Below are 11,946 nucleotides of genomic sequence, written 5' to 3'. Positions count from 1 at the left end.
ATACATGTTGACCTATTACTGGAGCCCGGCTTCGACATACAAATTTTCCGGTCTGGCTTGGTATTGTCCGCTCTCTTCACTCTCGCGCTTGATTTGACCTATAGTCGGGGTGGTCGCCAATAACGGCACTGCATCAGCCCCCGCAGGCCGGACACACTTAGCTGGATCCGATAGGCCGAGATATTCGTCTTGGCAACGGCTCAGACGGTCATTCTGCGGTAGCCTCGAGCGGATGGGGTGATTTTTTGATCGAGCGGTCACACTTAAAAGCTGATCCGCCTCGTTCTCTCAGGTAAAATTGTACCCGCCCTGATGTTGTAGGTTATTCTTCGCGCGTGCGCCGAAGTCGCTTTGGGTGAGCCGCCAGTACAAAATCATGAGTTACCTCCCAGAACTTTTCCGAAAACCCGAGTTCCTTTGCTCGCTGGGGATTTTCGGTCTTACGAAATTCGGCGAGCAGGCTCTCCTTGACCCCGAACACAGCATCTGAATTGATGTAAGGGTCGTCAGGATCGAAGATGTGGGTCGTCAGCGTCTCAAAACCGTCTGCCTTGATGATGTAGTGCAGATGGGCTGGCCTAAACGGATGACGGCCGAGGTGTCCAAGTAGCTGGCCGACCGGGCCGTCCGCGGGGATCGGATAATATTTCGGCTTCACGGCCCGGAACCAGTAACGTCCGTCCTCGCGGGTGCGGAAGACGCCGCGCAGGTTGAAGTCCGGTTGAATACCCTTCTGCTGCACGTCATAGAAGCCCTCGTCATTCGCCTGCCAGACATCTATGACGGCGTTGGATATCGGTCCGCCCTCGGTATTAAGAATGCGTCCGCCGATGACCATATCCTCGCCCTTCTGATCGAGGCAGATATTGGCGCCCATTGGCAATTCCGGGGCATCTGCGACGTGAAAGGGTCCGAGCACCGTGCTTTCCGAGGCGCCGGATGGTTTGCGGTTGTTGATGGCGTCGACGAGCATGGAGACGCCGAGCACGTCGGACAAGAGGATGAACTCCTGTCGCCAATCGGTGCAAGTGTGCCCCGTTCGGGTGAGGAAGAGGATCGCTTCCATCCACTCGTCCTGGGTCGGCTCCAATTCCTTCACCGCCTCGTGCAGCTTCCGGGTGACGACCTCCATCACCTCTTTTAGTCGCTCGCTCTTGGCATTTGCGTTGCGGTTTGTAACGACTTCGACGGAGTTTTCTTCAGTGAAATAGCCTTTTTCCCAAGTGCTCATGTTTGCCTCATCTAGCTAGGATGGTCTTCAGGACACGGCGCAGGTTGCCTTCCGGATCGACGATCACGGCATGCGAACGCCAAGCAACGTGATGGTCGGGACGAACAAGCAACGCGCCGGTATCGCTAATCTCGTTGGCGCGCGCCCAGTCGCCGGTCAGGTCCTGCCACTTCTGCCGTGGCCCGATCTTGTGGACGACGATCGGTATGCCAAGCTCTTTCGACAGAGTCTTGGCCGCCGTGATCCAGCCGTCGCCACCGATACCGGTGAGCAGTGTGAGGACCCCGTTCCCCGTCAAATCGAGGCTCGAGACCTTTTCGCCGTCTGCACCGAACAGCCAGACATGCGGCAGCCGAGCTCCCGGCCAAGTCGTTGATTGAAAATGCAATTCCGGATCTTTCTCGAAGATCGGTTCAGGCTGGCCGTCAGTCACCACGGCATTCGACTTGTAACGCTGGTTCATCTCGACGCCGTGGGCATCGAACTCGTAGACCTTGTGGGCGATCGCCTCCCGGATTGCCTTGCGTTGATGCTCGGCACCGGCTGTGTCGTCGCAACGCGCGTCCATATTTTGCTGCATCTTCACTGGATCGACGGAATCGAGCAAGCCGAGCGCCCTGAAGATTGGCCCAGTTTCCTCGATCGATTTGTTAGCGCGGGCAACAATCTGCTTGGCGACAGGTGCGCGCTCGGCCTGGTAGCTGTCCAGAAGCCCTATCCCGGCCTGCCCCTTGATCACCATGGCGAGCTTCCAGGCCAGGTTGAAACCGTCCTGGATCGACGTGTTCGAGCCAAGCCCGTTCGACGGTGGATGGCGGTGGGCTGCATCACCCATGCAGAAGACACGGCCGTTCGACATCGTGGTGGCGTACATGTTGTTGACCGTCCAGGTCGAGACCGATTTGATCTTCGGCTCTAGATCCTCAACCCCCACGAGTTCGCGAACGACCTTGGTGGCAAAAGCGTTGTCGACCTCGGGCGCCGGCTGATTGATGTCGTAGCCCCAGACGATGAGCCATTCACTCCACGGCCGCACCATGCGCACGAGCCCCATACCGATGCCGCCGACATCGGCGCCTGGCTGAAGCACCCAGTAGAGAACTGATGGACGGTGGGCGACGTAACGCGAAAGGTCAGCCTCGAACAGGATGTTCATCGAGCCAGCAACGCCCATCTTGCCTTCAAAAGTCAGGCCCGCATGCTCGGCGACCTTGGAATTGCTGCCGTCGGCACCGATCAGGAATTTCGAGCGGATCGTCAGTTCCTTGCCTGTCAATCGGTCGAGACAGGTGGTGGTGACGCCTTCGGCATCCTGCTCGTGACGCAGATATTCGGTTGACATGCGGGACTGGGCGCCGCGCGAACATGCCGTCTTGAAAAGCAGCGGTTCCATGTAGGTCTGCGGGAGATCGTTCATCCGGCCGGGGGACGAGAGAATATGTTCCGCCCGCGAGAGCGGATGGTTGCCCCAGCTTTGCATGCGGCCGATCTCCTCGCCGGCCACGGCGGTGCAGAACACGTTCTGCCCCATCAGATTCTGCTCGGTCGCAAAGAGGTAAGCCTCATCCTCGACATCGCGGCCGAGGTCGCGCAGCACCTCCATCGTGCGTTGGTTGGTGATGTGAGCCCGCGGTGTGTTGGCCAGCCAGCGGTACCTGTTGATCACCAGCGGCTCCAGCCCGTAGGTCGCCAACAGGGCGGCAGTCGCCGAGCCCGCGGGTCCCGTGCCAATGATCAAAACGTCGGTGGTGATGTCAGCCATGCGGCCCTCCCTTTTCAGTCTGTCGGATGGGTCCGCCCCTCAGCAGGCGGCGAACCGGAAAGAGTTCCCAGCCGGTACGGCTGGATATCAGGCCCCAGAGACCCCGGGGCGCGAAAAGCATGGTCAGGATGGCAAGCGCCCCCAGCGCCAGCAGATACCAGGAACCATAACTCGAAAACCTGTTCTGCAGCAGGAAGAAGACGATCAGTCCGATGATCGGCCCTTCGATGGTGCCAATGCCGCCGATCACCACGATGAAAACGACATAGGCCGTCCAATCCGTCAGCGAGAATGCAGCATCGGGAGAAATCCGTGCTTTCTGCAGGTAGACCAGTGCGCCCGCAATCCCGGTCAGGAAGGCCGTCAGCAGATAGACCACGGTCTTCAGCCGCCTCGCATCGACACCAAGTGCGCGCGCCGCCGTCTCGTTGTCCCGCACAGCCGCCAGGCCAAGCCCCTGCTTGCTACGCAGCAGCTTGTAGACAAAGACGATCGTCACGAAAGCCAGCGCCAGTGCAAGCCAATAGGTGAGAGCATCCACGGCGACCGAGGCGCGCATGCCGAACCAATCCTGCAAAACGGACAGGCCGAGCATATCCCGCATAGCGTCTCGCGGCAGGGATGTGCCGGTCCCACCTCCAAGCGCTTTCCACTGCGCAAGCAGCAATCGCCCGACCTCGGCCACGACCCAGGTGCCGATCGCAAAATAGGGGCCGTAGAGCCGGAAGACGAAAAAGGCCGTCGGCAGCGCGACGAGCATGGCGAATACGCCCGCAAGCGGAACGGCCAGGATCGGATCGACGCCCGCCAGAATGACAAGGCCGAAAAGCGCATAGGCACCGCAGCCGACAAAAAGCTGCTGGCCTACGGAGATGAGGCCTGCATAACCGGCAAGCAGGTTCCAGTTCTGAGCCAGCGTCAGCATGGTCAGGATGAAAAACAGGTTCTGCACGACGCTGCGGGATGCCAGGAAGGGCGCCGTCGCAAGTAAAGCGAAGACAAGCAGCCCGAGAATGGCGAATGTACCGGACAGCCGGGTGCGGGTCTCGACCCGCCAGCCAGAGGATGTTTCGATCTCGCTCGTCATCGTTTTAAGATCCGTCGTCGTCATGGTCTCAATCCGCCGCCCTGGGGAAAAGGCCGCGCGGCCGGAAGACGAGCACAAGCAGAAAGGCGATATGCCCCGCCAGGATCTGCCACTCCGGATTGATCGCCGAGCCGACCGTTTGCGCGACCCCCAGAATGACCCCGCCGGCAAGCGTGCCCCACAGCGAACCGAGACCACCGATAATGACGGCTTCGAAGGCATAGATCAGCCGAGCCGGTCCGGCGGTCGGATCGAAATTGGCCCGCATGCCGAGATAAAGCGCCGCGATCGTTACGATCACCATCGCTAAACCGGTCGCCATGGCGAAGATGCCGTTCGGCCGGATTCCCATCAGGCTCGCGGTGACCACGTCATCCGACGTCGCCCGGAATGCCTGCCCCAGCGCCGTACGGTAGATGAGCTGGTTGAGGGCGACGATCACCAGAACAGCCGAGGCAAAAGTGATCAGCGGCATCATGCCGGCATTGATGCCAGCAACTTGTATCGATGCGGTTTCCAGCGCACCGGCGGATATGCGCCGGCTGTCCGTCGTGAACCCCTCCAGCAGGCCGTTCTGGATGACGATCGACAGGCCGAACGTCACGAGCAGAGGCGGCAGTATGTCCTTGCCGAGCGTCCGGTTGAGCAGCTGATACTGCAGCAACCAGCCAACGGCGAACATCAGCGGCGCGGCAATCGCTGCTGCAACGAATGGGTTGAGCCCCAGTGAGGAAACCAGAAGCAGGATCAGGAAGGCGGCCAGCACGATCAGGTCGCCATGCGCGAGATTGACGAGACGCATGATGCCGAAAACGAGACTGAGGCCCGCCGCAAAAAGCGCATAAAGACCGCCGAGCAGTGCGCCCTGAAGGAGCGTATCAAGGCAGTTCATGCGGTTTCGCTCCAAAATAGGCGTCGTGGATACGACTGCGATCCAGATCTGCCGGCCGGCCCGTCAAGGTGATCCGGCCTTCCATCATGCAATAGAGGCGGTCGGCGACCTTGAGAGTCTGGGCGATGTCCTGTTCGACGACGACGATCGCGGCACCGGCTGCGCGGATTTTCGAAAAGGCGGCGTAAATATCCTTGATGACAACAGGCGCAAGACCGAGGCTGAGTTCGTCGCAGAGAAGGATTTCCGGGTTGGACATCAAGGCTCGCCCGATCGCCACCATCTGCTGCTGGCCGCCGGAAAGGGCCGGTGCCGGGTTTTTCCGCCGCTCCTTCAGGATCGGAAACAGCGCATAGATGCTTTCGAGCGTCCACGGTCCCCTGCCCTTGCGGCCGTAACTGCCGATAAGCAGGTTTTCTTCGACGGTCAGCGACGGAAAGAGCTTTCGCCCTTCAGGGACCAGAGCGATGCCCCGCCGCAGGACGTCTGGCGCGGCAAGCTGACCAATGGGTTCGCCGCGATGCAGGATCATCTCGGGGCGGCCGGCGATCACGCCGGCGATCGACCGCATCAAGGTAGATTTTCCGGCACCGTTGGCACCGATCACGGCAATCGTCTCGCCGGCCTCCAGGCGGATGTCGATGCCAAACAGCGCTTGGAAGTCACCGTAGAAAGCCGTCAGGCCATGTATTTCAATGAGGTTTGCCATCAGGCTTCCATCCCCAGATAGATCTCGCGCACCTCGTTCGAAGCCATGATCGTGTCCGGCGCTCCGATCCCGATGGCCCGACCGAAATTGAGCACCAGGATACGTTCCGCCACCGCCGTCAGCGCATGCAATACATGTTCGATCCAGATGATCGTCATCCCACGCTGATGGACCCGCTTGATCGTAGCGACCAGTTGATGGCACTCACCTTCCGTCAGGCCGCCGGCGATCTCGTCGAGCAGCAGAAGCTTCGGCTGGGTAGCTAGCGCTCTTGCCAGTTCGAGACGCTTGCGCTCCAGAAGCGTCAACGATCCTGCTGGCATGTTCGCCTTTCCGATAAGCCCCGTCTCGACCAGGATGTCGGCACAGGCATCCGCCACATGGCGCTCGGCGGTCTGAGTGCCGAAGGCACCCGCGACAAGCAGGTTTTCATATACGCTCAAACGTTCAAAGGGCTGCGGAATCTGGAATGTACGCCCCATGCCCGCAAGACAGCGCTGCATCGGCGGCATATGGGTGACGTCGCGTCCGTCGAAGCTGATCGAGCCGCTTGCGACCGGCAGGTTGCCGTTGATCAGGTTGAACAGGGTCGACTTGCCGGCGCCGTTCGGCCCGATCACGCCCAGCGCTTCGCCCTGCTCCACCGCAAAGCCGATGTTTTCCGCGACGACAAGCGCGCCGAAGGATTTCGAGACACCGTTGAGTTCCAGTATGGGCATCGGCTTTCCTCTGCTGAAGCCTCCCGGCCGCAAGGCCGGGAGGCATTATCTCACGCCAGCGCTTCGAGCTTGCCGCCGAGCGGGACGTTCGGCGCAAGGCCGTTTTCGACAACCACAAGGTCGTAGCCGCCACCTGACTTCAGGCGCCATTGGCCGCCGACCAGAGGTGTCTTGGCGATATTCTTGCGGGCAAAAGGCGGAAGTTTCTCGTTGCCCCAGGCGATCGGCCCGACCAGCGTATCGAGCTTGGTAGCACCGATCGCCTTCGCTACAGCCTCGCCATCGGCGGGATCGCCGGCTCGTTTCATGACATCGACGGCGATCTCGAACATGGCGTGCGCAAAACCGATAGGCTGCGTCCAGGGACGGCCGGTCGTCTTGGTGAACGCATCCGCCACCGCGGCAGCGGTTTCGCCGGTCAGCGAGGACTTGAACGGGTGGCTCGGCGTCCACCACACTTCCGTCGAGAGATTGTGTCCGGCATTGCCGAGTGCCTCGACCGTCTGCGGGAAGAGGAGTGCCTTGCCGATCGAAGCTATCTTCGGTTTCAGCCCCTGCTGCTTGGCCTGGTTCCAGAACGTGGTGAGATCCGGTGGGATCATCACGCCCGTCAGGATCTCACTGCCTGCCTTCTTGAACGCGTTGATCTGCGAAGAGAAATCATCTGTCAGGTTCTGGTAGCGGCCGGTATCGGTGAGGCCGTATCCGAGCTTTTCGAGAACCGGCGGGAAACCGACGACCTTGTCGCCCCAGGCATTGCCGTCGCCGTCATTCGGGAACAGGCCACCGACCTTCTTGTTGGTCTCGATCTGGCCCCACATGCCGGTAAAGACGGCGATGATGTCTTCCAGTCCCCAGAAGAAGTGGTAGGCATAATCGAACGGTTTCCACGATGCCGGATCGCCCGGATTGCCCTGCTGGCCAATGAACCATGGCTGCCATGGCGCAACCGTGGAAATGCAGGGCATTTCCTCGGCTTCGCAGGTTGTCGAGACCGGATTGGTCGTCTCCGGCGTCGACGATACGAGCATCAGGTTGATCTCGTCATCGACGATCAGCTCCTTGGCAACTTCGGCGGCGCGGTTGGGGTTGGACTGGCTATCTTTCACCACGACCTCGTAGTTGAGGCCCATCCGCTTGGTGGTGGCGAGAAAGGCGTCGATGACGAACTTGTCCGCTTCGCCGAATGCCGCCATCGGACCGGTGCGCGGGCTGACATAACCGAGCTTGATCGCCGCCTTCTGGGCAATCGCTGGTGCAGCCAGGCCGGATGCAGCAAGTGCAGCGCCCCCGGCGGCCGTCGTCTTCAAAAATCTGCGTCTTGTAAAAATGCCTTCAGTCATCGTCTCTCCTCCCAAAGAGCGCGCCATAAGGCGCGCGATGAAATGTCATCCTGCCGGTCGCTGGCCCTGCCATACGTCCTGCAGGAGTTGCCTGATCGAATCCCGATCGATGGGACGCGGATTCCAATATGGGTTCTCGACCGCGATCCCGGCGGCACGATCCAGGTCCTCCTCGCGCAGTCCGAACTGCTTCAGCGACAACGGCGCACCGATCGCCCTGGCGAAATCCCAGAGCCCGCCGCCGAGCGAGCCTCCGAAGATCGCGGCTGCAGCCGCAAGCTCCGGTGCTGCAGCGGCAGCATTGAAGGCCGCAGTATGCGGCAGCATCACAGCATGCGTTTCGGCATGCGGCAGATCGAACGAACCGCCAAGCGTGTGGCAGATCTTGTGGTGCAACGCCATGCCGACGGTACCGAGCACCGAACCGCAGAGCCAAGCGCCATAAAGCGCGTCACCGCGTGCATCCGCGTCTTCCGGGCTTTCGGCGATGACCGGCAGGCTTCGCTTGAAGGCTGAAAGACCTTCCAATGCCATCAGCGACGAAATCGGGTTACGGTCACGCGCATAAAGCGCCTCGATGGCATGGGCCATGGCATTCAGACCGCTGGTCACGCTCAGAGACACGGGCAGGCCATAGGTCATTGTCGGATCGTAGATCACGATCTCCGGGAGGATTTTCGCATCGCGCACCGTCGTCTTCCGGCCGGCCTCGGTCTGACCGAGAATAGGGGTTACCTCCGATCCGGCATAGGTTGTGGGCACGACGATCTGCGGAAGATCCGTGCGATAGGCGATCGCCTTTCCGAGCCCGATCGTCGATCCCCCGCCGAGCGACACGACGCAGTCCGCACGCATGTCGGCTGCCACCTTCATCGCGGTCTCGGTCACATCGACCGGCGTATGCATGACGGCCCCGGCAAAGACGCCGCAGGCGAGCGGACCGATTTCTACAGCCAACGCTTCTGCATCGGCCCGCTGGTGCGGTGTCGAAAGGACCAGAGCACGCCTGCATCCGGCCTTGCCGATCCACTCGGCTACCGAGTTCCTGCTGCCCGCACCAAAGACGATCTGCGCCGGACTGCCGGCATAGGAAAATCTGCGGATCATCTGGCGGCCCTCCCCGGCTTGGCCCGAACCATGACGAACGTGAGATCGACGGTTTTCATGCGCCGCCCCTCGTTGTCCTTGACCTCGAAACATTTGACGAGTTCCGGCCGGACACCAAACAGAGCGTCTTCCGAGAGAAGCGGATCGCCGGCGTCATAGATATGCGTGGTGATGGTTTCAAAGCCCGGTGCCCGAACAACAAAATGGAGATGCGCCGGCCGGTGCAACGGATAGCCGGCCTCGGCAAGCAATCGCCCGACCGGGCCGTCGTTCGGCACGCCATAGCCTGACGGCATCACCGAGCGGTAGTGGAACCGTCCATCAACGTCGGTCCGAAAGAGACCGCGCAGATTATGTTCGGGTTGCCGGTCCGGCTGCTGATTCTCGTAGAAACCTTCCGCATTGGCCTGCCAGGTCAAGACCGCCGCGCCGGTGACGGGTTTTCCGTCGAGATCGACCACCTGTCCGCGCACGCTCAACGCTTCGCCGATGCCGTCCAGTGAAATGGAGGTGCCATTGACACGCTCCGGAGCATCTGCCCGAAAGAAAGGGCCACGAATGGTATTGGGGGTTGCCCCTTTGGGCCGTCGTGAGTTGATCTCTTCGACCAGCGCGGAAGCGCCGATGAGATCGGACAGCAGTACCCACTCCTGTCGCTTTTCGTCGGATGCATGGCCGACCTCGGTCAGAAAGGCGAGCAGCTTGCGCCACTCCTCCTGGGTCGGACGGTGTTGTTTGATAAGATCATGTACATGGGTGACGGCTGCGACGATCAGCGCCGCAAATTTCCGATCCTTGCCCGAAGAAAAGCGCTCAGCAAATGCTTCCGAAGATGTCGCTTCGCTGAATATGAGCGCCTTGGCCTGCTCCGCCATGCTTCTCCTCCCAAGTCCGCTGTGCCGGTGGAATCATAATAACAGCTGGGGACGGACGGATTGATGATTTTTTTCAGGTTAGATATAACCGATTGTTATGAAAATAGATGAACGCCACCTGATCCAGCTCGCTGCCGTCGTCAAGACGGGCGGCGTGACGGAGGGCGCGGCCCTGCTGGGGCTGGCTCAACCCGCCGTCTCGCGCACCCTTTCCAGCTTGGAAAAGCGCGTCGGCGAGCCGTTGTTCATCAAGGGTCGCAGACCACTGCAACCAACCTCCTTAGGCTTAGCGCTCGCCGAGCACGGTTTCGTCATGCTCGCGGCCTCCCGAAAGGCTTCCGACCTTCTGGAAAGCTTTCGCTTGGGCAAGAGCGGTGTCGTTCGGCTCGGCGGCACGCCCTTCTTCATGGATGCGCTCATCGCCGGCCTTTGCGCGGAATTTCAGGCGAGCCGCCCGGACGTGCGCATCGAGCAGAGCTATGGATATTTTCCCGACCTGCGGGCTGCGCTGAAGGCTGACCAGATCGACCTCGCGATCTGCCCCATCGATATCCTCGAAGAGGGTTCCGGGTTAGAATTCCAAGAGATCCTGCCGGGCCGCAACGTCGTCGCCTGTCGGGTAACGCACCCCCTCCTCCTAAAGCGCCGACCGCAGCCGAGCCAACTGCTCGACTACCCCTGGGTCGCTCCGCCGCCGGGCAGCCCCTTGCTGACGGATCTGCGCGCGTTGCTTCTTTCCTTCGGTGCAACCGAGATCAAGATACGCTATTCCGGCGGCTCGCTAATGGGAGTGATCAACTACATGAAAACCGCGGATGCGCTGACAGTCATGCCCCACAGCGTCGTTTTTGCCCAACGCAAGGAGAAGACGATCACGGCTCTTCCGATCAGCATTCCTCATCCGGAACGAGCCTTGGCGATCCTGAAGCGCATAGACGCCACGCATTCTGCGGCCATTGACGAATTCAGCACCTTCATCCGCTCCGGTTTTCAGAACTTGCGGCAATTAATCAAGCGTCACGAAGAGGCGGTGATTTGGGGCGTCTAACCGACCTCCGCTGCGCATGGTAGGGTGAGGTGATGCGTCACCATCGGATCGGCCGTCCACTTAGCGCAAGATGTCACCGGTGCGAGGATTGGGCGGCTGAGCGTTCAACCGGATGGATCAATTCGACATACGGTCCGATGCTTTCAAATGCCGCGTGGATATCCTCATGCTCAAGAGATAGCAGCAGGTTTCGCCGGTCATAGGATTCTTCCGTTTCGGCCACATCGCCCCAAACGGTTCTCGCGAGTGCCACTCCCTCGTGAATGGCAAAGCCTGACTCGAACAGGACGAAGCCTCCCGCATCCTCCAGCACTCTCAAGTAGAGCTTCTTCTCATAAAATTCCCGCGATCTGCTGATATCGCGAACGAAAGGGATTGGATTCACAAACCGCATAGAACTATTACCACTCATTGCATCTGTTTCGAATGAAGTTAAAAGCCAAGGCGATTTGGTGACGCCAGGCTCTCCCGTTTACCGATCGGATGTTGCCTCCTCTTCGCCCTCATCCTTAGACGTCTCTGCCGCATTTTGCAGAAAATGCCTGCCCAGCAGGCCCGCATCCTCAAGCGCCTCCAAGTTCGGCAGGTCCCGCAATGTCTCCACGCCGAAGGCCGAGAGAAAGTGCGGCGTCGTCACATAGGTGTACGACGCCCTCGCGTCGGGCTGCGCGGCCCCGAGCCGATGAAACCCGAGGATGCAAATTGCCGATAACGTCACGGCTCACTTCCTTGCCAAAGATCTTCGAGAGCTCGCCGCGGGTCACCGGCTGGAAATATCCCACCGCCATTAACGCCATCGCCTCGAACTCGGAGAGCGCCGCCGCCCCTCCCCTTGTCGGCGCCGAAGACGCGCGGATCGTCTCGGCGAACCGCGGCCGGGGTTCGGTGCTGCCAGCCACCGGCCACCGACACCAGTTCGTAGGGTCGGGCGCACAGTTCCTCAATGAGGTCGTCGATCAGCAGATCGATGCTGCAGTCTTTTCCCACCACCCGCGCCAGCGTCTCGCGAGTGACGGGTCGGCGGAGGCAAAGATCACCGCCTCGACCCGCATCATCCATTCCTGCCAGCGCATCTCCGGATGCAGGTCTTCAAGCTCGCGATCGTACAAGAGTTCTTGCTGTCGTCTTTTCGTCTGTCCCCGCCTGATTTTGGCAGCGCTCGCTCCCGCCATA

10 protein-coding genes and 2 pseudogenes are annotated in these 11,946 nt (G+C 60.5%); 1 reads left to right on the top strand and 11 read right to left on the bottom strand.

All coding sequences use genetic code 11. The annotated features are described in order from the left end of the window. Positions 1-322: 322 nt before the first annotated feature. The 9 genes from G6L01_RS23175 to G6L01_RS23135 are packed head-to-tail and all read right to left on the bottom strand — an operon-like array spanning position 323 to position 9,725. Complete coding sequence (locus G6L01_RS23175) at positions 323-1,231, bottom strand: intradiol ring-cleavage dioxygenase (RefSeq protein ID WP_071205824.1); 909 nt, start codon at positions 1,229-1,231, stop codon at positions 323-325. Between the two features lie 7 nt (positions 1,232-1,238). After that, positions 1,239-2,993 (bottom strand): FAD-dependent oxidoreductase, encoded by a 1,755-nt coding sequence (locus G6L01_RS23170; protein WP_071205821.1) that lies wholly within the window; start codon positions 2,991-2,993, stop codon positions 1,239-1,241. Beyond that, on the bottom strand, positions 2,986-4,104 hold the full coding sequence (locus G6L01_RS23165; protein ID WP_234892424.1) for a branched-chain amino acid ABC transporter permease: 1,119 nt from the start codon (positions 4,102-4,104) through the stop codon (positions 2,986-2,988). Before G6L01_RS23165 ends, G6L01_RS23170 begins: the two co-directional genes overlap by 8 nt. 4 nt (positions 4,105-4,108) lie before the next feature. Beyond that, the gene (locus G6L01_RS23160) at positions 4,109-4,972 is read right to left on the bottom strand and encodes a branched-chain amino acid ABC transporter permease (protein ID WP_071205819.1); all 864 of its coding nucleotides are present in this window, start codon (positions 4,970-4,972) and stop codon (positions 4,109-4,111) included. Next, complete coding sequence (locus G6L01_RS23155; protein ID WP_071207465.1) at positions 4,959-5,681, bottom strand: ABC transporter ATP-binding protein; 723 nt, start codon at positions 5,679-5,681, stop codon at positions 4,959-4,961. The genes G6L01_RS23160 and G6L01_RS23155 overlap by 14 nt, the downstream gene beginning before the upstream one ends. Beyond that, complete coding sequence (locus G6L01_RS23150) at positions 5,681-6,400, bottom strand: ABC transporter ATP-binding protein (RefSeq protein WP_071207466.1); 720 nt, start codon at positions 6,398-6,400, stop codon at positions 5,681-5,683. The genes G6L01_RS23155 and G6L01_RS23150 overlap by 1 nt, the downstream gene beginning before the upstream one ends. A 50-nt stretch (positions 6,401-6,450) precedes the next feature. Then, on the bottom strand, positions 6,451-7,731 hold the full coding sequence (locus tag G6L01_RS23145; protein WP_071205919.1) for an ABC transporter substrate-binding protein: 1,281 nt from the start codon (positions 7,729-7,731) through the stop codon (positions 6,451-6,453). 57 nt (positions 7,732-7,788) lie between these two features. Then, the gene (locus G6L01_RS23140) at positions 7,789-8,850 is read right to left on the bottom strand and encodes a maleylacetate reductase (protein ID WP_071205813.1); all 1,062 of its coding nucleotides are present in this window, start codon (positions 8,848-8,850) and stop codon (positions 7,789-7,791) included. After that, a complete protein-coding gene (locus G6L01_RS23135) occupies positions 8,847-9,725 on the bottom strand; it encodes a dioxygenase family protein (protein WP_071205811.1) in 879 nt (292 codons plus the stop codon). The genes G6L01_RS23140 and G6L01_RS23135 overlap by 4 nt, the downstream gene beginning before the upstream one ends. Before the next feature lie 97 nt (positions 9,726-9,822). Between G6L01_RS23135 and G6L01_RS23130 the strand changes: the two genes are divergently transcribed. Then, a complete protein-coding gene (locus tag G6L01_RS23130; protein ID WP_071205809.1) occupies positions 9,823-10,773 on the top strand; it encodes a LysR family transcriptional regulator in 951 nt (316 codons plus the stop codon). 94 nt (positions 10,774-10,867) lie between these two features. Here G6L01_RS23130 and G6L01_RS23125 read toward each other — a convergent pair. Together G6L01_RS23125 and scpB are read right to left on the bottom strand one after the other, a co-directional pair. After that, positions 10,868-11,167: pseudogene (locus G6L01_RS23125) on the bottom strand (VOC family protein); the annotation flags it as partial. A 78-nt stretch (positions 11,168-11,245) separates the two neighbouring features. After that, positions 11,246-11,945 (bottom strand): annotated as a pseudogene (scpB, locus tag G6L01_RS23120) (SMC-Scp complex subunit ScpB). Between the last annotated feature and the right edge of the window lies 1 nt (position 11,946).

This window comes from Agrobacterium vitis, assembly GCF_013337045.2.
Lineage (GTDB): Bacteria > Pseudomonadota > Alphaproteobacteria > Rhizobiales > Rhizobiaceae > Allorhizobium > Allorhizobium vitis_B.
The sequence above is the reverse complement of the archived record's forward strand: the minus strand, read 5'-3'. Positions and strand labels throughout refer to the sequence as shown.